23 protein-coding genes are annotated in these 24,954 nt (G+C 71.2%); 17 read left to right on the forward strand and 6 right to left on the reverse strand.

The genetic code is table 11. The annotated features are described in order from the left end of the window. Positions 1-20 precede the first annotated feature (20 nt). Both N8A90_RS16115 and N8A90_RS16120 read right to left on the reverse strand, forming a co-directional pair. Complete coding sequence (locus N8A90_RS16115) at positions 21-1,322, reverse strand: aspartate carbamoyltransferase (protein WP_262075974.1); 1,302 nt, start codon at positions 1,320-1,322, stop codon at positions 21-23. 40 nt (positions 1,323-1,362) lie between these two features. Next, positions 1,363-2,283 (reverse strand): tetratricopeptide repeat protein, encoded by a 921-nt coding sequence (locus N8A90_RS16120; RefSeq protein WP_262075975.1) that lies wholly within the window; start codon positions 2,281-2,283, stop codon positions 1,363-1,365. Positions 2,284-2,319: 36 nt separating this feature from the next. Between N8A90_RS16120 and purE the strand changes: the two genes are divergently transcribed. The 4 genes from purE to N8A90_RS16140 all read left to right on the forward strand — a co-directional run bounded on the left by purE (position 2,320) and on the right by N8A90_RS16140 (position 5,521). Beyond that, a complete protein-coding gene (gene purE / locus N8A90_RS16125; RefSeq protein WP_262075977.1) occupies positions 2,320-2,886 on the forward strand; it encodes a 5-(carboxyamino)imidazole ribonucleotide mutase in 567 nt (188 codons plus the stop codon). Further along, positions 2,883-4,064: a 5-(carboxyamino)imidazole ribonucleotide synthase gene (locus tag N8A90_RS16130; protein ID WP_262075978.1), complete on the forward strand. Its 1,182-nt coding sequence runs from the start codon at positions 2,883-2,885 to the stop codon at positions 4,062-4,064. Before purE ends, N8A90_RS16130 begins: the two co-directional genes overlap by 4 nt. After that, positions 4,061-5,062 carry an L-threonylcarbamoyladenylate synthase gene (locus N8A90_RS16135; RefSeq protein WP_262075979.1) on the forward strand — a complete coding sequence of 334 codons (1,002 nt, stop codon included), beginning with the start codon at positions 4,061-4,063 and terminating at the stop codon, positions 5,060-5,062. The genes N8A90_RS16130 and N8A90_RS16135 overlap by 4 nt, the downstream gene beginning before the upstream one ends. Before the next feature lie 147 nt (positions 5,063-5,209). Next, on the forward strand, positions 5,210-5,521 hold the full coding sequence (locus N8A90_RS16140; protein WP_262075981.1) for a hypothetical protein: 312 nt from the start codon (positions 5,210-5,212) through the stop codon (positions 5,519-5,521). A 19-nt stretch (positions 5,522-5,540) separates the two neighbouring features. On the opposite strand, the gene dacB is transcribed toward N8A90_RS16140, so the two are convergent. After that, the gene (gene dacB, locus N8A90_RS16145) at positions 5,541-6,998 is read right to left on the reverse strand and encodes a D-alanyl-D-alanine carboxypeptidase/D-alanyl-D-alanine-endopeptidase (protein WP_262075983.1); all 1,458 of its coding nucleotides are present in this window, start codon (positions 6,996-6,998) and stop codon (positions 5,541-5,543) included. 67 nt (positions 6,999-7,065) lie between these two features. On the opposite strand from dacB, the gene N8A90_RS16150 reads away from it, so the two are divergent. The 8 genes from N8A90_RS16150 to N8A90_RS16185 all read left to right on the forward strand — a co-directional run bounded on the left by N8A90_RS16150 (position 7,066) and on the right by N8A90_RS16185 (position 14,838). Next, positions 7,066-8,088, forward strand: coding sequence for a DMT family transporter (locus tag N8A90_RS16150; RefSeq protein ID WP_262075985.1), 1,023 nt, complete (start codon positions 7,066-7,068; stop codon positions 8,086-8,088). Next, a complete protein-coding gene (gene tsaB, locus N8A90_RS16155; RefSeq protein ID WP_262075987.1) occupies positions 8,081-8,797 on the forward strand; it encodes a tRNA (adenosine(37)-N6)-threonylcarbamoyltransferase complex dimerization subunit type 1 TsaB in 717 nt (238 codons plus the stop codon). The genes N8A90_RS16150 and tsaB overlap by 8 nt, the downstream gene beginning before the upstream one ends. Before the next feature lie 9 nt (positions 8,798-8,806). Next, complete coding sequence (gene rimI / locus N8A90_RS16160; RefSeq protein ID WP_262075989.1) at positions 8,807-9,307, forward strand: ribosomal protein S18-alanine N-acetyltransferase; 501 nt, start codon at positions 8,807-8,809, stop codon at positions 9,305-9,307. Positions 9,308-9,365: 58 nt separating this feature from the next. Continuing rightward, positions 9,366-10,145: a uracil-DNA glycosylase family protein gene (locus N8A90_RS16165; RefSeq protein ID WP_262075990.1), complete on the forward strand. Its 780-nt coding sequence runs from the start codon at positions 9,366-9,368 to the stop codon at positions 10,143-10,145. Between the two features lie 42 nt (positions 10,146-10,187). Next, complete coding sequence (gene pyrF / locus N8A90_RS16170) at positions 10,188-11,012, forward strand: orotidine-5'-phosphate decarboxylase (RefSeq protein WP_262075991.1); 825 nt, start codon at positions 10,188-10,190, stop codon at positions 11,010-11,012. Positions 11,013-11,187: 175 nt separating this feature from the next. After that, positions 11,188-13,008, forward strand: a complete 1,821-nt coding sequence (locus N8A90_RS16175) for a DUF1800 family protein (protein ID WP_262075992.1) — start codon at positions 11,188-11,190, stop codon at positions 13,006-13,008. A 19-nt stretch (positions 13,009-13,027) separates the two neighbouring features. Next, entirely contained in the window at positions 13,028-14,527 is a 1,500-nt protein-coding gene (locus N8A90_RS16180) for a DUF1501 domain-containing protein (protein ID WP_262075993.1), read from the forward strand. 89 nt (positions 14,528-14,616) lie between these two features. After that, positions 14,617-14,838: a hypothetical protein gene (locus tag N8A90_RS16185; protein ID WP_262075994.1), complete on the forward strand. Its 222-nt coding sequence runs from the start codon at positions 14,617-14,619 to the stop codon at positions 14,836-14,838. A gap of 36 nt (positions 14,839-14,874) precedes the next feature. Here the strand turns inward: N8A90_RS16185 and N8A90_RS16190 are convergent, their stop codons facing one another. From N8A90_RS16190 to N8A90_RS16200, 3 genes are all read right to left on the reverse strand, one after another. Then, positions 14,875-16,155 carry a sensor histidine kinase gene (locus N8A90_RS16190; RefSeq protein ID WP_262075996.1) on the reverse strand — a complete coding sequence of 427 codons (1,281 nt, stop codon included), beginning with the start codon at positions 16,153-16,155 and terminating at the stop codon, positions 14,875-14,877. Between the two features lie 52 nt (positions 16,156-16,207). Next, positions 16,208-17,746: an EAL domain-containing protein gene (locus N8A90_RS16195; protein WP_262075997.1), complete on the reverse strand. Its 1,539-nt coding sequence runs from the start codon at positions 17,744-17,746 to the stop codon at positions 16,208-16,210. A 302-nt stretch (positions 17,747-18,048) separates the two neighbouring features. After that, on the reverse strand, positions 18,049-18,261 hold the full coding sequence (locus N8A90_RS16200) for a SlyX family protein (RefSeq protein ID WP_262075998.1): 213 nt from the start codon (positions 18,259-18,261) through the stop codon (positions 18,049-18,051). Positions 18,262-18,326: 65 nt separating this feature from the next. On the opposite strand from N8A90_RS16200, the gene czcI reads away from it, so the two are divergent. The 5 genes from czcI to N8A90_RS16225 all read left to right on the forward strand — a co-directional run bounded on the left by czcI (position 18,327) and on the right by N8A90_RS16225 (position 24,936). Beyond that, positions 18,327-18,695 (forward strand): cation efflux protein, CzcI family, encoded by a 369-nt coding sequence (gene czcI, locus N8A90_RS16205; RefSeq protein WP_262075999.1) that lies wholly within the window; start codon positions 18,327-18,329, stop codon positions 18,693-18,695. 152 nt (positions 18,696-18,847) lie between these two features. Next, on the forward strand, positions 18,848-20,110 hold the full coding sequence (locus N8A90_RS16210) for a TolC family protein (RefSeq protein ID WP_262076000.1): 1,263 nt from the start codon (positions 18,848-18,850) through the stop codon (positions 20,108-20,110). 29 nt (positions 20,111-20,139) lie between these two features. Next, complete coding sequence (locus N8A90_RS16215; RefSeq protein ID WP_262076001.1) at positions 20,140-20,694, forward strand: hypothetical protein; 555 nt, start codon at positions 20,140-20,142, stop codon at positions 20,692-20,694. After that, complete coding sequence (locus tag N8A90_RS16220) at positions 20,691-21,806, forward strand: efflux RND transporter periplasmic adaptor subunit (RefSeq protein WP_262076002.1); 1,116 nt, start codon at positions 20,691-20,693, stop codon at positions 21,804-21,806. The genes N8A90_RS16215 and N8A90_RS16220 overlap by 4 nt, the downstream gene beginning before the upstream one ends. A 10-nt stretch (positions 21,807-21,816) precedes the next feature. After that, complete coding sequence (locus N8A90_RS16225) at positions 21,817-24,936, forward strand: efflux RND transporter permease subunit (RefSeq protein ID WP_262076003.1); 3,120 nt, start codon at positions 21,817-21,819, stop codon at positions 24,934-24,936. Positions 24,937-24,954: the final 18 nt, after the last annotated feature.

The raw sequence follows: 24,954 nt of genomic DNA on the forward strand, positions 1-24,954 counted from the left end.
CGCGGCGCCGGATCAGCCCCTCAGGCTTCGAGCGCGTCGAAGGCGGCGTCGTCGGGGCCGATCGCCGCGGGCGGCCGCCAGCCGGCGTCGCGCATCGAGCGTGGCACCTGGTCTTCCACGCCCAGCAGCACCGCGAACAGCGCCATGCGCACCGGGATGCCGTTGTCGGTCTGGCGGAAGATGGCCAGGCGCGGGTCGTGGTTCAGGTCGGTGCTCAGGTCGTTGGCGCCGGGCCGGCTGTCGCGCGGCAGCGGGTGCATCACCAGCGTGCGCGGGCTGCAGTGGGCGTCGATCAGCGCCTGGTGGATCTGGAAATCCGGCGTGTAGCCCTCGAACTGCTCCTGCTCCTTCGGCTCGAAACGCTCCTTCTGGATGCGCGTGGCGTACACCACGTCGGCACCGGCCAGGCCCTCGGCCAGCGAGGCGGTCTGCACCACCACGTGGCCGTTGCGCGAGATGCGGTCGGCCAGGTGCGCCGGCAGTTCGAGGCCGGCAGGCGCGATCAGCGTGAACTTGAGGCCGCGGTAGAGCGACAGCAGCTTCACCAGCGAGTGCACCGTGCGCCCGTACTTCAGGTCGCCGACGAAGGCGATGTGCGCGCCGTCCACGATGCGCCCGAGCCGCGAGAACTCGCGCTGGATCGTGTACAGGTCGAGCAGCGCCTGGCTCGGGTGCTCGCCGGCGCCGTCGCCGCCGTTGATCACCGGGATGTTCGTGGCCCGTGCGAATTCCGCCACCGAGCCCTGCTCGGGGTGCCGCACCACCAGCGCGTCGACATAGCCGCTCATGACGCGGCTGGTGTCGTAGATCGACTCGCCCTTGGCCATCGACGAGAAGGTGAAGCCGGTCGTGTCGCAGACCGAGCCGCCCAGCCGGCAGAAGGCGGCGCCGAAGCTCACGCGCGTGCGGGTGCTGGCCTCGAAGAAGAGGTTGCCCAGCACTGCGCCCTCGAGCACCCGCGACACCTTCTGGCGCCGCGCAATGGGCTGCATGATGTCCGCCACCCGGAACAGTGCCTCGACCGAATCGCGCGAGAACTGGTCGACCGACAGCAATTGCGGCCGGCCCTCGAACAGGATGCGGTCGCGCAAGGCGCCAGGCTGTACGCTCTGCGTTGCCTCGGTAGCGCTCGCCGCCTGCAGGATCTCCGAGACGAAGCGCTGGACGATCTCGGGCATGCCCCGCGCTTCCGACGAGCCATCGGGCAGCAGCCATGTGTCGAGGGCGCGGCGCGTGACGCCGATGCGCTGCGAGAAGGCCTCGCGGGTGAGGTTGAGACGCCGCATGGCGTCGCGAAGAAAACTTTGCTGGTCGACGTTCATGCCTCGAATATACGCGATGCGTACATCCGAGGGTGATCGCTCAGCTCAGGACGACGCTGCTCAGCCGACGGCGATAGGTCGCCACGGTCGGGTCGTCCGGCGGGATCTGGCCGTCGGCCACCTTGGGCTTGGGCGGCTCGATGATCTCCAGGATGGCGATGTAGGTCTTGCGCGCCAGCTCGTCGTTCCAGGCCTTGTCGCGCATGAGGATCTCGAGCAGCTCGTCCATCGCGTCGGTCCAGCGCTGTTCGGCCATCAGCAGTTGCGTGCGGGCGAAGCGGGCGTCGAAGTCGCGCTTGCCGGCGGCGATGCGGGCGTCGGCATCGGCCAGCGTCGGTGCGGCGCCGGTGGGCGGCGCGGCGACGTCGATGGCGTTCATCCAGCGCTGCAGCGCGTCGAAGCGGCGCACCGCCGGCGCCTTGGCGATGACCGGCGCGAAGGCGACCTTGGCGTCGTCGCTGCGGCCCAGTTGCAGCAGCAGCTTGACGTAGTCGAAGCGGGCGTCGTCGTTGGCCGGGTCGGTGGCCACGGCGTGCTGCAGCTTCTCGAGCGCACCTTCGGTGTCGCCTTCGGCCAGCGCTTCCTGCGCGGCTTCTTCCTCGGCGGCGGCTTCCAGTTCCTCCGCGGCCGGCACGTGCTTGTCGAGGAACTCGCGGATCTGCGCGGCCGGGATGGCGCCGACGAAGCCGTCGACCGGCTGGCCGTCCTTGAACATCACGCAGAAGGGGATGCTGCGCACGCCGAACATCTCGCTGAGCTGGCCCGAGATCTGCGGCACCTTGTCGGCATCGAGCTTGGCCAGCGTGAAGCGGCCGCCGTAGTCGACCTCGAGCTTTTCGAGCACCGGCCCCAGCTGCTTGCAGGGCCCGCACCATTCGGCCCAGATGTCGAGCAGCACCGGCGTGGTCATGGAGCCGTCGATCAGCGCGGTCTGGAAGTTTTCGAGGGTGATATCGATCATCGGGTGCAGATGGTGGCGAAACGTAAAATTGCGACCATGAACCAAACAATCCAGGTCGGCGTGGTGATGGGCTCGAACTCCGACTGGGAGACGATGCGTCACGCGGTCGAGATTCTCCAGCAATTCGGCATCGCGCACGAAGCGCGTGTGGTCTCGGCCCACCGCATGCCGGACGAACTCTTCGCCTACGCCGAGAGCGCCGCCCCGCGTGGGCTGGCCGCCATCATCGCCGGTGCCGGCGGCGCCGCCCATCTGCCGGGCATGCTGGCGGCCAAGACCACCGTGCCGGTGCTGGGCGTGCCGGTGGCCAGCCGCCACCTGCAGGGCGTCGATTCGCTCTACAGCATCGTGCAGATGCCCAAGGGCGTGCCGGTCGCGACCTTCGCCATCGGCAACGCGGGTGCGGCCAACGCGGCGCTGTTCGCCGTCGCGATGCTGGCGGTGGGCGACCCGCGGCTGCGCACCCAGCTCGACACCTTCCGCGCCGCGCAGACCGCCGCCGCCCAGGCCATGACGGTGCCGCCGCCCGAGGCCGGCGCACCCGCCGTGCCGGTTGCGCCAGGGGTGTCGCCCTTCTCGCCGCAGGGCGGGGGCGCGCTGTGAGCGCACCGACGCCCTACGTGCTGCCCGGCGCCACGCTGGGCGTGATCGGCGGCGGCCAGCTCGGCCGGATGTTCGTGCACGCGGCCCAGCGCATGGGCTACTTCACGGCCGTGCTCGACCCCGACGCCGAGAGCCCCGCCGGCCGCGTGAGCCACCACCACATCCACACCGACTACACCGACGTCGACGGCCTGGCGCGTCTGGCCGGCCTGGCCGACGCGATCACGACCGAATTCGAGAACGTGCCGTCGCCCTCGCTGGAGCACCTCGCGGCCGCACGCCCGGTCGCGCCCGCGGCCGCGTCGGTGGCGATCGCGCAGGACCGCATCCGCGAGAAGGCGCACTTCGTGCGCTGCGGCGTGGCCTGCGCGCCCTATGCCGTGATCGAGACGGCCGAGCAGTTCGCGGCCGTGGGCGACGACCTGCTGCCCGGCATCCTGAAGACCGCGCGGCTCGGCTACGACGGCAAGGGTCAGCAGCGCGTGGCCACCCGCGCAGAACTCGCGGCCGCGTGGGAAGCCGCCGGCGGCGTGCCCTGCGTGCTGGAGAAGCGCCTGGCGCTCGACTACGAATGCTCGGTCATCGTGGCGCGCGGGCAGGACGGCCAGATGGTCCACTTCCCGCCGCAGCGCAACCTGCACCGCGACGGCATCCTGGCGGTGACCGAGGTCTTCGCCGGCAACATCCCGGCCGGCCAGGCGGCGCGCGCCATCGAAGCCACCCGGGCCATCGCCGACGGCCTGGGCTACGTGGGTGTGCTGTGCGTCGAATATTTCGTGCTGGCCGACGGCAGCATGGTGGTCAACGAAATGGCGCCGCGCCCGCACAACAGCGGCCACTGGTCGATGGACGCCTGCGACCTGTCGCAGTTCGATCTGCAGGTGCGCACCGTCGCCGGCCTGCCGCTGTCGACGCCGCGCCAGCACAGCCCGGCCGTCATGCTCAACCTGCTGGGCGACCTGTGGTTCGTCGACGCCGGCGACACGGCGGTCGAGCCGCCCTGGGCCGACGTGCTGGCGCTGCCGGGCGTGCACCTGCATCTCTACGGCAAGACCGACGCGCGGCGCGGCCGCAAGATGGGCCACCTGAACATCACGGGGCCGGACATCGACACGGTGCGCAGCACGGCCGACTTCGCGGCGGCGGTGCTGGGCCTGCCCATCCCGCTCTCCGAATGATCGTCGACGGCCAATCGCCCGAGGCCATCGCCGCCGCCGCCGACCGGCTCCGCGCGGGTGGCCTGGTGGTCTTCCCGACAGAAACCGTCTACGGCCTGGGCGCCGACGCGGGCAGCGATGCGGCGGTCGCCGGCATCTTCCGCGCCAAGGGCCGGCCGTCGGACCATCCGCTGATCGTCCACGTCGCGGCCGGCGCCAGGGGCACCGAGGCGCTGTCGCATTTCGCCCAGCCTCTACCGCCCTTCGCCGAGAAACTGGTGCGCGCCTTCTGGCCCGGCCCGCTGACGCTGATCGTCACGCGCCAACCGGGCATCGGGGCGGCCGCCGCCGGTGGGCAGGGCACGATCGGCCTGCGCTGCCCCGCGCACGCCGTGGCGCAGGCGCTGCTCGAGGCCTGCGCCGAGCGCGGCGTGCTCGGCGTGGCCGGCCCCAGCGCCAACCGCTTCGGTCGCGTCAGCCCGACCACCGCGCAGCATGTGCAGGACGAGTTCGGCGACGAGCTGCTCGTCGTCGACGGCGGGCCGTGCGCCGTGGGCATCGAATCCACCATCGTCGACTGCAGCCGTGGCGCGCCGGTGCTGCTGCGGCCGGGCGCCGTCACCCGCGAGCAGATCGAGGCGGCCTGTGGCGAGCCGCTGCGCGACAAGGCCGAGCTCGCCGCGCCCGACCCGCGCGCCTCGGGCACGCTGGCGGCGCACTATGCGCCCGACGCCAAGGTCCGGCTGATGGATGCGAAGGCGTTGCAGTCGGCGCTCGACGTGCTCGGGGCACAGGCCGCGCACATCGCGGTCTGGGCGCGCTCGCCGCTCAAGAGCCGCTCGCCGCGCGTGCTGCAGCGGCGCATGCCCGACGATGCGGCGGCGGCGGCGCAGCAACTGTTCGCCGTGCTGCGCAGCTTCGACGCCGAGGGCGCGAAGCTGATCTGGATCGAGACGCCACCGGATACGCCCGACTGGGAGGGCGTGCGCGACCGGTTGCAGCGCGCCGCGGCGGCCTGAGGAACGGGGCAGTACCGGTCGATCGGCCGTTGTGCACGGGTGCATCTGCGCCGGAGTGCTTTTGTTTACCTTCGTGAAATTGTTGCACTCTGCCAGCCGACGCCCCTGGCAACATCCGCGGTACAAAAAAGTAACGGGGAGTAGCCAATGAATCCGACGCCCAGCGATGCTGCGCTGATCGACAGTGCCGTGGTCGCCATTCGCGACCTGTTGTCGCGCCTCGACGACGACGCCTGTCATCCACCCATCGAACGACCCGACGAGATCCGCGCCATCCAGCGCTGCCTGACGTCGGCGGCCGCACTGCTCGGGGTGAGCCGCACCCTGGTGCTCAAACCCATCGCGCCCACGCCGCTGGAGACGGTTCGCCACTGGGACGCGCTCGTCGAGCAGACGAAGACTGCCGGGCGTGCCGCGTACGAAGCGGCGCTGATACTGGCCGACGTGCACACGGCCTGAGGCGCCGTCCGCCCGCCCCTCAATCCTGCGCCGCCCAGTCCACCAGCGCATCGAAGGCCGGCCGTGCCGCCGCAGCGTTGGCGTGGTTGGCGATCGCCACCACCACGTAGCGCCGGCCGCTGGCGCCGTCGACATAGCCGGCCACGCCCGCCGCGTCGCGCAGGGTGCCGGTCTTCAGGTGCGCGGCGCCGCCCGAGCGCAGCGCGCGCCGCCGCAGCGTGCCGTCGACGCCGGCGGCCGGCAGCGACGACATCAGCTCCGACATCACCGGCGAGCGCCAGGCCACCTGCAGCATCTTGGCGAGTTCGCCGGCGGTGATGCGCTCGTCGCGCGACAGCCCCGAGCCGTTGTCGAAGACGGGCTGGCCTTCGCCGGTGCCGATGCGGTTGTTCCACCACTGGCGCATCGTCGTGCGCGCCGCGTCCAGCGCGCCGCGCTTCTTCTGCTGCAGGCCCAGCGTGAGGAACAGCTGCTGCGCCATCACGTTGTTGCTGTATTTGTTGATGTCGCGGATCACCTCGGCCAGTGGTGGCGAGACGAGCTCGAAGGCCGGCTTCAGCGCGACCGGCACCCGGCCGTCTCGCACCGTGCCCTTGAGCCGGCCGCCCATTTCGGCCCACATGCCGCCGATCGCGCGTGCGGCGTAGCTGCGCGGGTCGGCATAGGCCAGCGCCCACACCTTCTCGCCGCAGGCCGTCGGGTAGCTGCCGGCGAAGTGCAGGCGTGCCGGGTCGGCCACGTCCGCCGCCAGCGTGGCGCGCCAGTCGCCGCACTCGCCGGCCGACAGCGGCACCGTCGGCTGCATCGCCACGCCGGCGAGCGGCGGGTCGAAGCTCACCTGCGCGGTCGCCGCGCCGCGGTTGGGCACGAAGGTCATGACGACCGACTTGAAGTTCACCAGCAGCGCGTCGGGCGACGCGTTGTACGGCCGCAGGCCTTCGCCGTCGAAGGCATGGGGGTCGGCTTCGATCGCCTCGAAGGCGCTGCGGTCGAGCACGATGTCGCCGTCGATGGCCTGGATGCCCAGGCCCTGCACGCGGCGCAGCAGCAGCCACAGCCGCTCGATCACCAGCTTCGGGTCGCCCTGGCCCTGGATGTAGAGGTTGCCCTGGAGCACGCCGTTGCGGATCGGGCCGTCGACGTAGACCGGCGTGCTCCAGGTGAAGGCCGGGCCCAGCAGGTCGAGGCCGGCGTAGGTCGTGACCAGCTTCATGATCGAGGCCGGGTTCACCGGCACCTGGCTGCGCCAGGCCAGGCGCGGCGGCTGCACCGCGTCGGCGTCGGCCACCAGCAGCGTGACCGCGTCGCGCGGCACCTTGGCGCGGGCCAGGGCGGCGTCGACCTCGGGCGGCAACTGCTGGAACTGCGAATGCGCGGCGGCGCTGCCGAAGGCCAGCAGGGCGAAGGCGGCCACGCGGCGCGCGCGTGCGGCGCGACGGCCCAGGGTCGACCAGGCCGGGAAGAAGGCGAAAGGCATCGACCCATTATCCGGGCGGCATGGCCCCACGCCGGCGGCCCGGCGGCGGCGCCCGGATAATCCGCGGATGCCCGCCGTTGCCCGCCTTCTCCCGCGTCTTTCCGCGCGCCAGCTGGGCATCGGCTCGGCGGTGGTCACGGTGCTGGTGTGGACCGCCTTCATCCTCGTCGCACGCGCTTCGGCGGCGCGGTCGCTCACGCCCTTCGACCTGGCCCTCGCGCGCATCTGCGGCGCCAGCGTGGTGCTGGTGCCCTGGGGCGCCTGGCTGGTCGCGCGGGAGCGCCGGCGCCACCCGGGCCGTCCGGCCGGCTCGCTGTTCGGCCTCTCGCCGCTGACGCTGCGCGTCACGGCGCTCGCAGGCGTCTTCGGCGGGCTGCTCTACGCCCTGCTGGCGTACTGCGGCTTCTTCTACGCGCCCGCTTCGCATGCGTCGGTGCTGATGCCCGGCAGCCTGCCGCTGTGGACCACCTTGCTTGCAGCCGTCGTGCTGCGCGACCGCATCACGCCGGCGCGCGCGACGGGGCTGGCGCTGATCGTCGCCGGCGACCTGCTGGTCGGCGGCCGCAGCCTGCTGCACGCCTTCGAGGGCGGCGACGTCTGGAAGGGCGACCTGCTCTTCATGAGCGCCGCGTTCTGCTGGGCCTGCTACAGCGTGACGGCGCGCCGCCACGCGCTCGACGCGGTGCGCGCCACGATCGCCGTCACCGTCTTCGCCCTCGTCACCTACGTGCCGGTCTACACGCTGCTGGTGGCCGGCGGCTGGGTGGTCAGCCGGCTCGGCAGCGCCCCCGGCGGCGAGATCGTCTTCCAGATGGTCTTCCAGGGCCTCGGTTCGGTCGTGATCTCGGGCATCACCTTCACGCGGATGATTCAGTATTTCGGGCCGGTGCGCTCCACCATGATCACGGCGCTGGTGCCGGGGCTGTCGGCGTTCGGTGCGGTTCTGCTGCTCGACGAGCCGATGCACTGGACGCTGCTGGCCGGGCTGGTGCTGGTCACCGGCGGCATCCTGTTCGGCGTCCGCCGGGCCACGGGGGGGGTGCCGCCGCCGTCGGCCGCCACGCCCCTGCCGCGAGGCTGCGATGCCTGAACCGAAACTGCTCGCCTTCGACACCAGCACCGACGTGCTGTCGGTCGCCGTGCGCCACGGCGAGCGCGTCGTCGCCCACAGCGGCGCGGGTGGCGCGCAGGCGTCGAGCACGCTGATCCCGCTGATCCGCCGCCTGCTGGCCGAGGCCGGCCTGACGCTGGCCGAGCTCGACGCCATCGCCTTCGGTCGCGGTCCGGGCTCCTTCACCGGCCTGCGCACCGCCTGCGCGGTGGCGCAGGGCCTGGGCTTCGGGGCCGGCGTGCCGTTGCTGCCGATCGACACGCTGCAGGCCGTCGCCGACGAGGCGCGCCACCGCTTCGGTGCCCTGCGCGTGGTGGCGCTGCTCGACGCGCGCATGGACCAGGTCTACGCCGCGCACTACGCCTTCGATGCCGACGCCGATGCCGATGCCGCCGCTGCGGCCGTGCCCGAGCTGCTGGCGCCCGAGCAGGTCGAGGTGCCCGAGGGCTGGGCGCTGGCCGGCAACGCGTTCGTGCCCTATGGCGAGCGCCTGCGCGGCGGCACCGCGCGGCACCCCGTGCTGCCCACCGCCGACGCGCTGCTGCGGCTGGCGCCGGCGCTGCTGGCCGCCGGCGGCGCGGTGGCGCCCGCCGACGCGTGGCCGCTGTACGTTCGCGATAAAGTCGCGCAGACCACCGAAGAACGCGCGGCCCTCAAGGCCGCTGCTGCGTCGGCCACCACCCTCTGAACCCCTGACATGAGCGCCGTCCTGCAACCGCTGGAAGCCCGCCTCGACGCGATGACCGTCGAGCGGCTGGACGCGGTCTGCGCGGTCGAGAACCAGGCCTACACCCATCCCTGGACGCATGCCAACTTCATCGATTCGATGGCGGCGGGCTACCACTGCCAGTTGCTGCTGGGGGGCGACACCGTCATCGGCTACTTCGTCGCCATGAAGGGCGTGGACGAGGTGCACCTGCTCAACATCACCGTCGCGCCCGAGTTCCAGCGCCAGGGTTGGGCGCCGCTCATGCTCGAGGCGCTGGCCGGCTGGTCGCGCGGGCAGGGCGCGCAATGGCTGTGGCTCGAGGTGCGCGTGGGCAACGCGCGTGCATTGCAGGTCTACGAGCGCAACGGTTTCCGCCGCGTCGGCGTGCGCAAGGGCTACTACCCGGCGCACGGCGGCCGCGAAGACGCGGTCGTGATGAGCCTGCGGCTGCACGAGCCGACCAGCGCCTGGGGCGGGCTGCTGCCATGAGCGCCGCCCGGCCGCCCGAAGGCGCTCAGCACCGCAGCCCGCAGGGCGGAGGTTATCAATGAGCGCATCGTCCTTGAACCTCGACGCCCGGCAGCGCGCCATGCTCGACGAGATGGGCGTGAAGGTCTGGTGGCCGGTGGCAGCGCCTGCCGCCGTCGTGGAAGTCGCCGTCGCCCCGGTGGCCGAGCCGGTGCCGCACCGTGCCGCGGCGAGCGACGAAGCGCCGCACGAGGCACCGCGCGCTGCGCCGACACTCGCGCGCGCGCCGATCGCCGCTGCGCCCGCACCCACCGCGCCCGCGTCGACCGTCGCGCGCGCCCACGGCGCCGCCGTGCTGCTGGCGCCGCCGCACCGGCTGTATGCGACCGAGGGTGCGGCCGAGGGGGGCTGGCTGGTGGTCGCCGACATGCCGCCCGAGGCCGATGGCCGCCACGGCGAGCCCCTGGCCGGCGACGCGGGCCGGCTGCTCGACAACATGCTGCGCGCCCTGCAATTGCATGCGGGCGACATGCCGGTGCACCTGATGCGCACGCACCGCGGTGTGGCTTCCGGCCGCGACGGCAGCCCGCAGCCTTTCGCCGAGGCCTTTCTCCCGCAGGCCCAGGCGCTGGCGCCGCGCCTGGTCTTCGCCATGGGGCCGCTCGCCGCGCAGAGCCTGCTGCAGAGCACCGACCCGCTGGGCAAGCTGCGCGGCCGTGCCGCCCGCCTCGACGCCCTGGGTGGCGCGCCGGTGGTCGTGAGCTACCACCCGGCCTACCTGCTGCGCAACCCGACCGACAAGGCCCGCGCCTGGGTCGACCTCTGCCTGGCGGCCGACGCCCTCGCGGCCGTCCGCTAGCGCCCCGCGGCCGGCGCGGCGGGGCGCCACCTAAAATCCGGCATGACTTTCATCGACCAGCTGCGCGCCGCCGAGCGGCAGAACCGCTCCCTCCTGTGCGTCGGGCTCGACCCGGAACCCGCCAAGTTCCCGGCACGTCTCAAGGGCGATGCGAACAAGATCTACGACTTCTGCGCGCGCATCGTCGACGCCACCGCCGACCTGGTGATCGCCTTCAAGCCGCAGATCGCCTATTTCGCCGCGCACCGCGCCGAAGGCCAGCTGGAGCGCCTGATGGAGCACATCCGCCGCGTCGCGCCGCAGGTGCCGATCATCCTGGACGCCAAGCGCGGCGACATCGGATCCACCGCCGAGCAGTACGCCATCGAAGCCTTCGAGCGCTACGGCGCGGACGCGGTCACGCTGTCGCCCTTCATGGGCTTCGACTCGGTCGCGCCCTACCTCAAGTACCCCGAGAAGGGCGCCTTCCTGCTGTGCCGCACCAGCAACCCGGGCGGCGCCGATCTGCAGGGCCAGCGCCTGGCCAGCGTCGACGGCCAGCCTTTGTTGTATGAACATGTAGCCAGCCTCGCCCAGGGCCCGTGGAACCTCAACGGGCAACTCGGGCTGGTCGTGGGCGCGACCTACCCGGCCGAGATCGAGCGGGTGCGCGCGCTCGCGCCGACCGTGCCGCTGCTGATTCCGGGCGTCGGCGCGCAGGGCGGTGACGCCGTCGCCACGGTGCGCGCCGGGTGGCGGGAGGACGCACCGATCGTCGTGAACTCCTCGCGCGCGATCTGCTACGCGTCCGACGGCGACGACTTCGCGGACGCCGCGCGCCGCGAAGCGCAGCGCACGCGCGACGGCCTGGAAGCGGCCAAGCCCTGACCGACATTTCGTGTCACTTCAAGCCCCGGGTTGTGTCCGGGCGACGGAAAAAGTCACGTTTCTTAACAGCGTTTGTCTGACAGACGGCGCTTAGAGTCCTTGCAGCCCGGTGAGCGCCGGGCATGGCGTTTGCCTTGGAAGGCATAGGGCGCATCGCGCCGAGGAGCGGGGACTCATGGTGGAAGCAATGGTGACGGGCCGCGTCGGCGTGCCCGGGGAACGCGTGCGCGAGGTCGAAAGGCCCGGTGCGTCGGACGCGACGTCGGGCGCATCCGCGTTGCCGTTGGCAGCGACCCTGGTGGCCGCGGCGGCGCTCGCGGCCTGCGGAGGCGGTGGCGGCAGCAGCGCCAGTGCCGGCTCGGCCGCCACGGGCGACGGTGCCGGTTCGCTCTCGGCCCTGGCGACCACCGCGACCGCGCAGACCTACGTCTACACCAAGCCGCAGAACGATGCCGAAGCGGTGCGCTTCCTGTTGCAGGCGCAGTTCTCCGCATCGGAGGCGGAGATCGCCGACGTGCGCGCCAAGGGCTACCTGCCGTGGCTGGGCGAGCAGTTCGATGCGGCGCCCACCCTGACCGGCTGGGCTTGGATCGCCAGCAAGGCCTACAACGCGGTCGACACCGACGGCATGATCTGGCAGCAGCTCATGACCTCGCGCGACGGCCTGCGCAAGCGCATGGCGCTCGCGCTGACCGAGATCTTCGTGGTGTCGGCCAACGACATCGGCTCCAACTGGCCGCAGTACATGATGGCCCAGTACTGGGACATGCTGGTCGTCGGCGTCACCGGCAACTTCCGCACGCTGCTGGAGAACGTCACGCTGAACCCGGCGATGGGGTACTACCTCAACACGCGCGGCAACCAGAAGGAGAATTCGAGCGGCCGGCAGCCCGACGAGAACTACGCGCGCGAGGTCATGCAGCTCATGACCATCGGGCTCTACCAGCTCAATGCCGACGGCAGCATCAAGCGCGCGGCCGACGGCACGCCGCTCGACAGCTACTCGCAGGACGACGTGACCAACCTGGCGCGCGTCTTCACCGGCTACGACCTCGACATCGCGACGGCCGACAAGGGCGCCTTCACGCCGCCTGGCGCCAGCTACACGATCGAGAGCAACGCCTGGACCACACGGCCGATGGCGCTCACTGCGTCGCGCCACTCGACGTTGGCCGCGAACTTCCTCGGCGTCTCGGTGCCGGCCGGGACCGAAGGCAAGGCGGCGCTCAAGACCGCACTCGACACGCTCTTCAGCCACCCGAACGTCGGGCCCTTCATCGGCAAGCAGCTGATCCAGCGGCTGGTCACCAGCAACCCGAGCGCGGCCTACGTGGCGCGCGTGGCGGCCGTGTTCGCGAACAACGGCGCGGGCGTGCGCGGCGACATGAAGAGCGTCATGGCGGCCGTGCTGCTCGACAACGAGGCACGCAGCCCGGCCGGCCTGAGCGACGCGGGCTTCGGACGCCTGCGCGAGCCGATGCTGCGCTTCGTGCAGTGGGGCCGCACCTTCGGCATCGGCTCGGCGCTCGACACCTGGAAGATCGGCAACCTCTCGGGCACCGCCAACCAGCTCGGCCAGAGCCCGTTGCGTTCACCCTCGGTCTTCAACTTCTTCCGGCCCGGCTATGTGCCGCCGGGCACCGCGCTGGTCGAAGGCGGCCAGGTGGCGCCGGAGTTCCAGCTGGTCAACGAGACCACGGTGGGCGGCTACCTGAACTTCATGCAGGGCGCCATCCAGAACGGCTTCGCCAGCAAGGACGTGGTCGCGACCTACGCGGCCGAGAAGGCGCTGGTGCTCGAGCCCGCGAAGCTGGTGCAGCGCCTGAACCTGCTGATGGCGGCCAACCAGCTGCCGGCCGACACGCTCAAGCTCATCACCGATGCGCTCGCGCAGCCGGCCGTCACCGCGACCAGCACCGACGCCGTCAAGGCCAACCGCGTGTACGCGGCGGTGCTCATGGTCATGGCCTCGGCCGAGTACCTCATCCAGAAGTAAGAACCCGGAAGCCAAGGCCATGCACTTCATCGATCCCCAGGGCCACACGCGCCGCGCCTTCCTGCGCCGTTCGGGCCGGCTCGCGATGGCCGGCACGGCGCTGCCCTTCGCGCTCAACCTCGCGGCCATGGGCGAGGCCGCGGCGCAGAGCGCCACCGACTACAAGGCGCTGGTCTGCGTCTTCCTGTTCGGCGGCAACGACTACGCCAACACCGTCGTCACCTACGACGACCCGAGCTACCTGGCCTACAGCCAGATCCGCGGTGGCAACGGCCTGTCCGGCGGCGGCATCGCGATCCCGAAGGCGTCGCTGACACCGACGCTGCTCAGCCCGACCACCGCGCTGCCCGACGGCCGGCAGTACGCGCTGCACCCCGCCATGACGCAGCTGGCCAACCTGTACAACAGCGATGGCAAGGTGGCGGTGCAGCTGAACGTCGGCCCGCTGGTGGTGCCGCTCACGCGTGCGCAGTACCAGGGCAGCGACCGCCGCACCTACCCCGTGCCGCCAAAGCTGTTCTCGCACAACGACCAGCAGTCGACCTGGCAGTCGTCGTCGCCCGAAGGCTCGACCGTCGGCTGGGGCGGCAACCTCGGCGACCTGGCGATGACGCAGAACGCCAACTCGCTCTTCACCTGCATGTCGGTGTCGGGCAACGCGGTCTTCCTGTCGGGCGACAACGCACTGCAGTACCAGGTGAGCACCGACGGCGCCATCGCCATCAACAGCCTCAAGAACAACGTGTACGGCTCGTCGACGGTGAAGGCCGCCATGACGCAGCTGGTGCAGCAGACCCGCGGCCACACGCTGGAGAACGAATACAACCGCATCACCGTGCGGGCGGTGCAGGCCGAGGGGCAGATCAACGGCGCACGCGGCGCGGCCTACCCGAACGGCAACCCCGGCACGGCGGGCAGCTTCCCGTACAACGTGACCGCCGGCGGCGTGACCTACAACGGTAACGGACTCGCGTCGCAGCTGGCCATGGTCGCCCGCCTGATCCGGGGTCGCGACACGCTGGGCGCCAAGCGCCAGGTGTTCTTCGTGTCGATGGGCGGCTTCGACCTGCACGACAACCTGATCGCCAACCAGCCCGGTCTGATGGCGCGCCTGAGCGACGCGATGGCGGCCTTCCACAAGGAGATGGTCGCGCTCGGCCTGGGCGACAACGTGACGAGCTTCACCGCGTCCGACTTCGGCCGCACGCTGGCGAGCAACGGCGACGGCTCCGACCATGGCTGGGGCGGCCACCACTTCGTGGTCGGCGGCGCCGTCAAGGGCAAGGACAGGCTCTATGGCAAGGCGCCGGTGGTGAGCATCAACAACGATGCAAAACTGACCGGCTACGAAGGCCACGTGGGGCAGGGTCGACTGATTCCGGGGACCTCGGTCGACCAGTACGCGGGCACCCTCGCCAAGTGGTTCGGCGTGCCGGCAGCCGACCTGGGCGGCATCCTGCCCAACCTCAAGAACTTCGGCGGCGCGGACTACCCGACGGACATGGGCTTCATGGCGTAGCCGCTGCAGCTGCACGTTGGGGCTGCATTCGGAACGAGGGGCACAATGCGCGGGCCGGCGCGCATGCCGGCCGAAGGAGCTCCCTCACCATGAACGCAACCCGTATCGTCGGCATCCTGTTGATCGTCGCCGGCATCGCCGGCCTGTCGATCGGCGGCTTCAGCTTCACCAAGGAAACCCACCAGGCCAAGCTCGGCCCGCTGGAGTTGTCGGTGAAGGAGCGCGAGAACGTCAACATCCCCACCTGGGCCGGTGTGGCCGCCATCGTGGTGGGCGGCCTGCTGCTGGTGGTGGGCGGCAAGAAAGGCTGAGGTTCGGCGGCCGGCACGTCCCGAACCGCTGGAACCTCAGCCCGCGTAGGTCTTGGGGAACAGCACGCGGAAAGTGGTGCCCGTTCCCACGTCGGACTCGAGTTCGACGCTGGCGTCCAGCAGGTCGGCCAGGCGCTTGACGATCGACAGGCCGATGCCTTCGCCCGGCCCGAGGTGCGCAGGAGCGGCACTCCCGGCCGGCGCGGTGATGCTGTGCGCGATCGCATCGTCCACGGACACGCCTTTCTCGACGCCCAGCGTGAGCTGGGTCGCGCCCTGCAGCGCCACGGCCATCTGCGAATCAGGGCCCGCCTGGATGCCGGGCCCGGTGTCCCGCACGCTGAGCACCCAGCGCGGGTCGTCGTAGGCCAGCGCGTCTTCCCATTGGACGTCGACGCCGCCGGTGATCGTGTATTTCAACGCGTTGAGCACCAGGTTCTGGACCAGCCGCCGCGTCTTGACCGGGTCACCCGTCACGGGGAAGGGCGCGGGGCCGTGGGTGCGCAGGTACAGGCCGCGCTCCTGCGCGAGCACCTGCAGGCCTTCGCACAGACTGCTCACCTCGGCCGCCGCGTCCATCTCGACCAGCTGGCGGGTTTCGGTGCCGGCCTGCAGCCGCGCGAGGCTCGTGACGTCGTCCAGCAGGTGCTTGAGCGAGCTCACGTTGTGGCCGAGAGCGCGGATGAACTTGTCGCGCGAGGCATCCGCCGCCGCGCCCAGCGACAGGCCGCGCGCCGCGGTCGCGACCACGCCGACGTTGCCGCGCAGGTCGTGCGCGATCTGGCGCCACAGCTCGGCCCGTTGCGATTCGAGGTCGTTGAGGCGTTCCAGCGCGACTTCCAGGTCTTTCACATGCCCCGCCGCTTCCACCCGCTGCAACCGGAAGTACTGCGAGGTGCTCTCTTCCAGATCGGTCGAGGTGGAGGCCGCCCAGATCTGCCGTGCGTGGGCCATCACGGCATGCGGCACCTCGGGGCGCATCTCGGCGTAGGCGTCGAGCTCGGTCACCAGGCAGCGGTTGAGCGTGCCCAGTTCGCGCGTGACCTCGTGCAGGTCGTAGCCCTGCTGCCAGCGGTGCACCCCGTGGGCGCTGGCCTCGGCACTGGGCGCGATCTGCGTCACCGGGGCGGCCGGCGCGCGCAGCGCGTCTTCGAAGGCGATCAGCACGCCCGGCACATGGTCGTTGAGCTGCGAGCGCGGCAGCGCATGGCTGGTGGTCAATGCCGGGTCGCGGCGGACCGCGGTGCGCCAGGCCCGGAGGATTTCTTCGCGGCGCTGTCCAAGGTGGTCGGCCAGCCTGGCCAGTTCGGGTTGCATGGCCCGAGTGTGCCTTCAGGCGGGCCCGCCGCGAAACTTTTCGCGCCCGGCCTCAGGCCGCGAACAGTCGGCTGGCCTCGACCGGCTTGCTGAAGAGCCAGCCCTGGGCCAGTGCCGTGGGCGCGAGCGCCAGGAAGTACGCGGCCTGCTGCTCTTCCTCGATGCCTTCGATGACCATGCTCAGGCCCAGCACCTCGGCCATCGCGACGATCTGCGGCGCGATGGTGTCCTGGTCGCTCTGGTCGTGCAGGGCCTGCATGAAGGCCCGGTTGATCTTGATGGCATCGACCCGCAGCCGCGACAGGTAGGACAGGCTGGAATAGTCGGTGCCGAAGTCGTCGATGTAGACCTTGTGCCCGGCCTCGCGCAGCCGGGCGATGGCCTTGCCCAGCTCGCGGCTGTTGGCGGTGGTGCGCTCGGTCAACTCCAGGCCGATGCAGGTCGGCGGCAGGCCGGCTGCCTGCAGCCGTGCACTGAGGAAGGGGGCGAAGGCGTTGTCCAGGATGTCGCTGGCCGCGACGTTGACTGTCACCTGGAAATCCGGCCGGCGGCGCAGCTCGTCGTGCAGTTCCTCCAGCACGCGGGTCACCACGAAGCGGGTGACCTGCCCGATGAAGCCTTCGTTCTCCGCCGTGGCGATGAAGGCGTCGGGGCTGACCGGTTTGCCGGTGGGATCGGTCCAGCGCAGCAGCGCCTCCGCGCCGACCTGGCGCCGGTCGGACAGCCGCACGATCGGCTGGTAGACCACCTTGAGCTGGCCCGAGCGCATCGCGACGCGCAACTGCTTGCCGAGCGAGCGGGATCGCCCGATGGCCACGCTCGCCGCGAAGCCGCCGCTCAGGCCCATCAGCAGGCCGAACATGCCGAACTCGAGGACCACCGGCGAATGGAGGATCGACGGGGGCTGGCGCAACGCGGCGACGATGCAGCCGGCGTAGCGTTGCGAACAGCTCACCTCGTAGCGGCGGTTGTTCAGGTAGATCGGCTGCTCCGTCCCCAGATGGGCCTCGTCGAGGTTCGGCACGGGGCCGACGGCCCGGAGCACCCGAAGCGGTGCCTGCCGGCCGCTCACGATCGTGTAGTCGAGCCGGGGGTCGACCGCCTCGATGTAGGCCAGGCCGTTGAGGCTGACGGCGGCGTTGCCGCGCTGCATCAGCAGGGCATTCGCGCCGGGCACGCCCACCTGCGGCGCGTTGAAGCTGATGTTCAGGCCGTTCTCGCCCACCACCTCGGGCAGCGACACCGGGACCGGCGGGTCGATGGCGCCCACGGTCGAGCTGCAGAAGACCGCGCCGTTGCGCAGCCGACTGGTGCTCTTGAGGTAGCGTGACGTCAGCACGATGCGGCGCAGCCGCGACACCTCGGCGTCGGAGCAACTCGTGTCGCCGGTTTGCTCGATCTCGGCCAGCGCATCGTTCGCTTCACCGCTGATCTGGTCGGCCCGAGCGATGTAGACGTGTGCCATCTCGGCGACGTCGGCTTGTTGCTGGCGGCGCACGGTCCAGTCCCCGAGCATGATCGCGAGCACGGAAGCGACCAGCGCGCCGCACCCCATCGAAATCACGGTACGTGCCACCGGCTTGCGGATCATGGGCGAGCCGGAGCGCAGGCGTGGTGCCCGGCGGTGTGGCGCCAGTCGGGGGCAGCGGAAGGAGGACGCATGGTGCAGCGGGTGTTGTGACAGTGTGATGAGCTGTGTCGCGGTCGGTCGATTCCGTGTCGGCGCGGAATCGCGAGGGACCCGCAGCCGCTGTAGGTCCGATCATCGCTGCTTATGCACGAATTCTGTACGAAGGTGACAGGTGACATTTCCCTACCACGCACTTTCTTTGAATGCTGTCGCCTCAAAGCCTCATGTGTGACTTAACGTATCCAAACATGTATCTGAATGCATCAGTAGTGCGGGGGCAGTTCATCGCGCGGGCTGCGTGTGCCGCCGCCTTCCGGCATCTGCTGGCGCAGTTGGGCCAGGTGCTGAACCAGACGGTCGATCTGCTCCTGCTGCCGGAAGATCGTCAGGTTCAGTTGGTCCAGCAGGTCATCGGTGAAGCTGGCCTTGATCTCCAGTTCTTCGATGCGTCGTTCGAGCGCTTGGGTGTGTTCCATGCCCCTATTGGACAGGACGATTTGTCCCATGGCGGCATCGCGCCGGGCGCCTACACTCGCCGCCCATGCGTCGTTGGCTCTGCGTTTTCCTGCTGACCTTGCTGCCCTTCCAGTTCAGCTGGGCGGCGGTGACCGGCTATTGCGCGCACGAATCCGGCACGCAGGTGCGGCACCTGGGCCACCACCAGCATGCGCACGGCGACACCACGGCCGATGCGGCGGACAGCCAACCCGCGGACGACGATGGCCGCGTCAGCGCCAGCATCGACCCCGACTGCGGCCACTGCCACGGCCTGGGCGTCGGGATGCTGATGCCGTGGGATACCATGGCGGGCCTGGCCCGAACCCGGGACCGCGCCCCGTCCACCGCCTCCGGCCGATTGCTGCGGCCGACTGCACCGCCCGACCGCCCGCAGTGGCCGCCCCTCGCCTGATCGGCGAGGCGGACCGGCCCTTCACACCCCGTTCCCGTCCGCGCGGCGGCGCGCTCTCGATGCCTGAGAGCGGCTGACGCGCCGCAGCGCGATCGTCCCGATCGCGCCCCTCGCCGATCTCCCCGTGGCTTGTTCCATCAACGGAGATCCGGATGCACCGACAGATATCACGACGTTCGATCCGCGTGCGCGCCCTGGGCGCGGCGCTGTTTTTCATGGGGGGCACCGGCCTGGCCGGCGCGCAGGGTTCCGCGGGCACGGGCTCGCTGCGGCAGGCCTTCGACGCGGCCTGGGCGCGCCAGCCGGAAGCCGCGACGCTGCAGATCCGGCGCGATGCGGCCGCGGCGCAGGGCCGCGCCGCGCAGGCCTGGACGCCCGAGCCGCCCGCGCTGGCGCTGTCGCAGCGCTCCGACCGCTGGCATGACAACCAGGGCGTGCGGGAGCTGGAGGCCGGCGTCTCGGTGCCGCTGTGGCTGCCCGGCGAGCGCAGCCGCAGCGGCGCGCTGGCCGACGCCGGGGCGCGCGCGGTCGAAAGCCGCGCCGACGCCGCGCGGCTGCGCGTCGCCGAGGCGCTGCGCGAGACGCACTGGGGCTGGCAGCGCAGCGCGGTCGACGTCGCGTTGGCGCGCGACCAGCAGACCGCCGCGCGTCGCCTGGCCGACGATGTCGCGCGTCGGCTGAAGGCCGGCGACCTGGCGCGCGCCGACCAGCACCAGGCCGACGGCGCGCTCGCGGCCGCCGACGCCGCCCTGGCGCAGGCCATGGCTGCGCGCACGCTGGCCGAGCAGCGCTGGCGCGCGGTCGTGGGGCCGGCGTTCACGGCCCCGGGGACGGATGACGCCACCCCCGCGATGGAGCCCGAGCCGCTGGCGCCATCGACCGACGCCCATCCCGCCCTGCGCGACCTGCAGGACCGCGCCGCCGTGGCCGACCGCGCGGCAGCGCTCGCCGCCCTGCGCACGCGTGCCAACCCCGAGCTGCTGCTGGCCACCACGCGCGAACGCGACGGCCGGGGCGAGCCGACGCTGCGCACCCTCACGCTCGGCATCCGCATCCCCTTCGGCGCGGGCGACCGGCAGGCCGCCGTGGCCGCCACCGCGCGTGCCGAGGCGACCGAACTGGATGTCGAGCGCGCGCTGGCCGCCGAGCGCGTCGCCGGCGAGGCCGACGCGGCACGCGCCCAGGTCGATGCGGCCAAGGTGCAACTCGCCGCGGCCGAGCGCCGCGCGCAGCTCGCGGCCGAATCGCGTGGCTTCTTCGACCGGTCTTTCCGCCTCGGCGAGACCGATCTGCCGACGCGCCTGCGCATCGAAGCCGAAGCCGCCGAGGCGCAACGCCAGGCGGCCCGCAGCCGCATCGACCTGGCGGCCGCCATCTCGCACTGGCGCCAGGCGCTGGGCCTGCTGCCCGAATGACGGCCTCCTTCTTTCTTGAAAGCATCGACATGACTTCCCGACTCCTTTTCGCCATGCTCTGCGCGGCCCTCCTGCTGCTGGCCGGCGCCCCGGCACGCGCCGACGCCGGCCACGACCACGGCGACGCGCCCGCCGCACCCACCGGCCCGGCGCTGCCACGCTTCACAGCGGTCTCCGACACCTTCGAACTCGTCGGCGTGCTCGACGGGACATTGCTCACGCTGTACCTCGACCGCTTCGCCGACAACGCCCCGGTGCCGCAGGCCACGCTGGAGCTCGACATCGGTGGCACGACCGTCAAGGCCGAGCCGCATGGCGAGGGCCTCTTCGAAGTGCAGCTCGCCGACGTGCCCGCGCCGGGCGTGCTGCCCATCACCGCCACGGTGATCGCCGGCAGCGAGACCGACCTGCTGGCCGGCGAACTCGACATCCACGCCGATGCGCACGAGGACGCCGCGGCGCCGCGCAACTGGCGCCGCATCGTCGGTGGCGCGCTCGGCGGTGCCGTTGTCCTGGCCCTGCTGATCGCCCTGGCCCGACGCGCGCGCGCATCGCGCACGCCGCAAGTGGGAGGTGCCGCATGAGCGCCGCACGACTGCTCATCACGCTGGCACTGGGCGCCGCGCTCGCCACCACGGCACACGCCGACGAAGGCCACAGCCACGGCGAGGCGCCCGCCGCCGTCAACGCCAACGGCCCGCAGCGCCTGCCCGACGGCAGCGTGTTCCTGCCCAAGTCGGCGCAGCGTCAACTCGCGGTGCGCACCGTCGTCGCCGCATCCGCCGACCTGCCCCGCACCACCGAACTCGCCGGCAAGGTGCTGATGGACCCGAACGCCGGCGGCAAGGTGCAGGCGCTGGTGGCAGGCCGCGTCGAGCCCGGCCCGCGCGGCCTGCCCGAACCGGGGCAGACGGTGCGCAAGGGCGAGGTGCTGGCGTACGTGGTCGCCTCGGCCGCGCCCGTCGAGCGCTCGAACCAGGCCGCGCAACTCGCCGAGCTGCGCGCCGCCAAGGCGCTGGCCGACCGTCGCGTGGGACGGCTGCGCGAGCTGGCCGACACGGTGCCGCGCAAGGACATCGAAGCGGCCGAGAGCGAGGCCGCGAGCCTGCAGCAGCGTGCGGCGGCCATCGGCGCGGGTCTCTCGCATCGCGACGCGCTGGTCGCGCCGGTGTCGGGCGTGATCGCCTCGGCCAGCGTGGTCGCTGGCCAGGTGGTCGATGCGCGCGAGCTGCTGTTCGAGGTCATCGACCCGACCCGCCTGCGCGTGGAGGCGCTGGCCTTCGATGCGGCGATGGGCGCCGACATCGCCGACGCGGCCATCGCGGTCGGCCCGGTCAACGCCGCACGCGTGCCGCTGGTCTTCGTCGGCGCGGCGCGCAGCCTGCGCGAGCAGGCGCTGCCGCTGCAGTTCCGCGCGGAAGGCGCGGCGCTCGCGCGGCTCGCCGTCGGGCAGTCGGTGCAGGTCTTCGTGCGCAGCAGGCAAACGGTCACGGGCATCGCCGTGCCGAGTGCGTCGCTGATGCGCAACCCGGCCAACCAGACCATCGTGTGGGTCAAGACCGATGCCGAGCGCTTCGTGCCGCGCACCGTGACCACCGTGCCGCTCGACGGCGTGCGCGTGGCCGTCACGTCCGGCCTCAAGGCCGGCGACCGCGTGGCGACGCAGGGCGCCACGCTCATCAACCAGCTCCGCTGAAGGCCGCACGATGTTCAAGTGGCTCCTCGAATTCAGTCTGGGCAATCGGCTGCTGGTGCTCATCGCCGGCGTGGTGCTGATGGGCTACGGCGCCTTCACGCTGTCGCGCATGCCGGTGGACGTGTTCCCCGACCTCAACAAACCCACCGTGACCATCGTCACCGAAGCCGGCGGCATGGCGCCGGAAGAGGTGGAGCAGCTCATCACGCTGCCGCTCGAAACCACGATGAACGGGCTGCCCGGCGTGGCGTCGGTGCGCTCGGTCTCGTCGGCCGGGCTCTCCTTCCTCTACGTGACCTTCGACTGGTCGACCGACATCTACCGCGCGCGCCAACTGGTGGCCGAGCGGCTCGGTTCGATGGAAGAGGGCCTGGCCGAGGGCATCACGCCGCGCATGGGGCCGGTGAGTTCGATCATGGGCGAGATCATGCAGATCGCCATCCCGATCGACACGGCCAAGGTCAGCCCGATGGCGGTGCGCGAATACGCCGACTGGGTGCTGCGACCGCGTCTCCTGTCGGTGCAGGGCGTCGCACAGGTGATCCCGATCGGCGGCGAGGTGCGGCAGTTCCAGGTGCAGCCCGACACGGTGCGCATGGGCGACCTCGGCATCACGCACGAGCAGCTCGAGGCCGCGCTCAAGGGCTTCTCGGGCAACACCTCGGGCGGCTTCCTCGAGCTCAACGGGCGCGAATACCTGATCCGGCACCTGGGCCGCACCTCGCGCCTCGACGACCTGAAGAACTTGGCGCTGACGGCGAAGGGCGGCCAGCCGATCCTGCTGCGGCAGATCGCCGAAGTCACCTTCGCCGCCGCCATCAAGCGCGGCGACGCGGGCTTCGAGGGCAAGCCGGCCGTCATCCTCGGCATCCAGAAGCAGCCGACGGCCGACACCATCGCGTTGACGCGGTCGATCGAAGAAGCGCTCGCCGGCCTCCAGGCCTCGCTGCCGGCCGGCATGGAGGCTCCGCAGGTCACCTTCCGGCAGGCCAGCTTCATCGAGGCGTCGATCAGCACGCTGCAGGGCAAGCTGATCGGCGCGTCGGTCTTCGTCGCGGTGATCCTGTTCTTCTTCCTCGGCACGATCCGGCCGACGGTGATCGCGCTGGTGGCCATCCCCGTGTCGATCTTCATCACCGCGCTGGTGTTCCGCTGGTTCGGCCTGTCGATCAACACCATGACGCTCGGCGGCCTGGCCATCGCCATCGGCGGGCTGGTGGACGACGCGGTGGTCGACGTGGAGAACATCCTGCGCCGCCTGAAGGAAGACCGTGCCAAGCCGCCTGCGCAGCGCATGAACCTGCTCGCCCTGGTGGGCAAGGCATCGATGGAGGTGCGCTCGGGCATCCTCTATGCGACGGTGATCATCGTGCTGGTGTTCATCCCGCTGTTCGCGCTGCCGGGGCTGGAGGGCAAGCTCTTCGTGCCGCTGGGCATCGCGTTCATCGTGTCGACGCTGGCCTCGCTGGTGGTGTCGGTCACGGTCACGCCGGTGCTGAGCTACTACCTGCTGCCGAAGATGAAGCGGCTCGAGCATGGCGACACGAAGGTGCTGGCATGGTTGAAGTCCGGCTACCGCAGCGGCCTGCAATCGGTGCTGGCGCGGCCCAAGGCGGCGCTCGTTGCGGCCGGTGCGGCGGTGCTGGTCGCGGGCGCGGCGGTGCCGTTCTTTCCGACCACCTTCCTGCCGCCCTTCAACGAAGGCACGCTGCTGATCGGCCTGCGCCTGAACCCCGGCGTGACGCTGGCCGAGAGCGCCGCGCTCGCGCGCCAGGCCGAGGTGCTGGTCCAGCAGGTGCCCGAGGTGACGCACGTCGGCCGGCGCAGCGGCCGGGCCGAACTCGACGAGCATGCCGAGGGCGTGCATGTGAGCGAGCTCGACGTCGGCCTCAAGCCGACGGCCGAACTCACGCGCTCGATGGACGCGATCGGCGCCGACATCCGCGCGCGCCTGGCCAACCTGCCGGCGGCCATCGGCATCGGCCAGCCGATCTCGCACCGCATCGACCACATGCTCTCGGGCGTGCGCTCGCAGATCGCGATCAAGATCTTCGGTGAAGACCTGGACGTGCTGCGCGGCCAGGCCGATGTCTTGCGCGCGAAGCTCGCGGCCATCCCCGGCCTGGCCGACCTGGAGATCGAGAAGCAGGTGCTGGCGCCGCAGATCAAGGTGCGCATCGACTACGCCGCCGCCGCGCGCTACGGCGTGCCGGCGCCGCAGGTGCTCGCCACGCTCCAGAGCCTGGTCGAAGGCGAGAAGGTCGCGCAGATCGTCGAGGGCAACCGCCGCTTCGCGCTGGTGGTGCGCCTGCCCGAGACGGCGCGCTCGATCGAAGGCCTCGGCCAGATCCTGATCGACACGCCGACCGGCCGCGTGCCGCTGTCGAAGATCGCCGCCATCGAGGACGGCGACGGCCCCAACCAGATCAGCCGCGACGACGGCAAGCGCCGCATCGTGCTCTCGGCCAACGCGCAGGGCAGGCCGCTGTCGGACGTGGTGGCCGACATCCGCGCGGCCGTGGCGGCGACGAAGCTGCCCGAGGGCACCTTCGTCACGCTGGGCGGCCAGTTCCAGGCGCAGGAAGAGGCGTCGCGCCTGATCGGCGTGTTGTCGCTGGTCTCGCTGGCGCTGATGGCCGTGGTGCTCTACAGCCGCTATCGCTCGATGGTGCTGTCGGCGCTCATCATGGCCAACATCCCGCTGGCGCTGGTCGGCGCGGTGCTCGGCCTGTGGCTGTCCGGGCAGCCGCTGTCGGTGGCGGCGCTGGTCGGCTTCATCACGCTGGCGGGCGTCTCGGTGCGCAACGGCATCCTCAAGGTGAGCCACTACGTCAACCTGATGCGTTACGAGGGCGAGGCCTTCGGCGTGCCGATGATCGTGCGCGGCTCGCTCGAGCGGCTGGCGCCGGTGCTGATGACCGCGCTGGTCACCGCCTTCGCGCTGGCACCGTTGTTGTTCGAGGCCGAGCAGCCCGGCACCGAGGTGCTGCACCCGGTGGCCGTGGTGATCTTCTGCGGCCTCATCAGCTCGACGCTGCTCGACACCTTCCTCACGCCCGCGATGTTCTGGTTGTTCGGCCGGAAGGCGGCCCAGCGGCTGGCCGACGACGACAGCGCCGAAGCGCTGTGACCTGTTCTTCCCTCATCT

The sequence above is a fragment of the Variovorax sp. N23 genome, assembly GCF_025486315.1.
Lineage (GTDB): Bacteria > Pseudomonadota > Gammaproteobacteria > Burkholderiales > Burkholderiaceae_C > Variovorax.

What these genes read in the sequence shown, in the direction of transcription:
- dacB (WP_262075983.1), bottom strand. Translation starts at nt 6,998, where the DNA reads ATGCCTTTCGCCTTCTTCCCGGCCTGGTCGACCCTGGGCCGTCGCGCC.
- tsaB (WP_262075987.1), top strand. Translation starts at nt 8,081, where the DNA reads ATGCCTGAACCGAAACTGCTCGCCTTCGACACCAGCACCGACGTGCTG.
- N8A90_RS16135 (WP_262075979.1), top strand. Translation starts at nt 4,061, where the DNA reads ATGATCGTCGACGGCCAATCGCCCGAGGCCATCGCCGCCGCCGCCGAC.
- pyrF (WP_262075991.1), top strand. Translation starts at nt 10,188, where the DNA reads ATGACTTTCATCGACCAGCTGCGCGCCGCCGAGCGGCAGAACCGCTCC.
- rimI (WP_262075989.1), top strand. Translation starts at nt 8,807, where the DNA reads ATGAGCGCCGTCCTGCAACCGCTGGAAGCCCGCCTCGACGCGATGACC.
- N8A90_RS16195 (WP_262075997.1), bottom strand. Translation starts at nt 17,746, where the DNA reads ATGATCCGCAAGCCGGTGGCACGTACCGTGATTTCGATGGGGTGCGGC.
- N8A90_RS16165 (WP_262075990.1), top strand. Translation starts at nt 9,366, where the DNA reads ATGAGCGCATCGTCCTTGAACCTCGACGCCCGGCAGCGCGCCATGCTC.
- N8A90_RS16180 (WP_262075993.1), top strand. Translation starts at nt 13,028, where the DNA reads ATGCACTTCATCGATCCCCAGGGCCACACGCGCCGCGCCTTCCTGCGC.
- N8A90_RS16120 (WP_262075975.1), bottom strand. Translation starts at nt 2,283, where the DNA reads ATGATCGATATCACCCTCGAAAACTTCCAGACCGCGCTGATCGACGGC.
- N8A90_RS16150 (WP_262075985.1), top strand. Translation starts at nt 7,066, where the DNA reads ATGCCCGCCGTTGCCCGCCTTCTCCCGCGTCTTTCCGCGCGCCAGCTG.
- N8A90_RS16140 (WP_262075981.1), top strand. Translation starts at nt 5,210, where the DNA reads ATGAATCCGACGCCCAGCGATGCTGCGCTGATCGACAGTGCCGTGGTC.
- N8A90_RS16185 (WP_262075994.1), top strand. Translation starts at nt 14,617, where the DNA reads ATGAACGCAACCCGTATCGTCGGCATCCTGTTGATCGTCGCCGGCATC.
- N8A90_RS16225 (WP_262076003.1), top strand. Translation starts at nt 21,817, where the DNA reads ATGTTCAAGTGGCTCCTCGAATTCAGTCTGGGCAATCGGCTGCTGGTG.
- czcI (WP_262075999.1), top strand. Translation starts at nt 18,327, where the DNA reads ATGCGTCGTTGGCTCTGCGTTTTCCTGCTGACCTTGCTGCCCTTCCAG.
- N8A90_RS16115 (WP_262075974.1), bottom strand. Translation starts at nt 1,322, where the DNA reads ATGAACGTCGACCAGCAAAGTTTTCTTCGCGACGCCATGCGGCGTCTC.
- N8A90_RS16200 (WP_262075998.1), bottom strand. Translation starts at nt 18,261, where the DNA reads ATGGAACACACCCAAGCGCTCGAACGACGCATCGAAGAACTGGAGATC.
- N8A90_RS16210 (WP_262076000.1), top strand. Translation starts at nt 18,848, where the DNA reads ATGCACCGACAGATATCACGACGTTCGATCCGCGTGCGCGCCCTGGGC.
- purE (WP_262075977.1), top strand. Translation starts at nt 2,320, where the DNA reads ATGAACCAAACAATCCAGGTCGGCGTGGTGATGGGCTCGAACTCCGAC.
- N8A90_RS16175 (WP_262075992.1), top strand. Translation starts at nt 11,188, where the DNA reads ATGGTGGAAGCAATGGTGACGGGCCGCGTCGGCGTGCCCGGGGAACGC.
- N8A90_RS16190 (WP_262075996.1), bottom strand. Translation starts at nt 16,155, where the DNA reads ATGCAACCCGAACTGGCCAGGCTGGCCGACCACCTTGGACAGCGCCGC.
- N8A90_RS16215 (WP_262076001.1), top strand. Translation starts at nt 20,140, where the DNA reads ATGACTTCCCGACTCCTTTTCGCCATGCTCTGCGCGGCCCTCCTGCTG.
- N8A90_RS16220 (WP_262076002.1), top strand. Translation starts at nt 20,691, where the DNA reads ATGAGCGCCGCACGACTGCTCATCACGCTGGCACTGGGCGCCGCGCTC.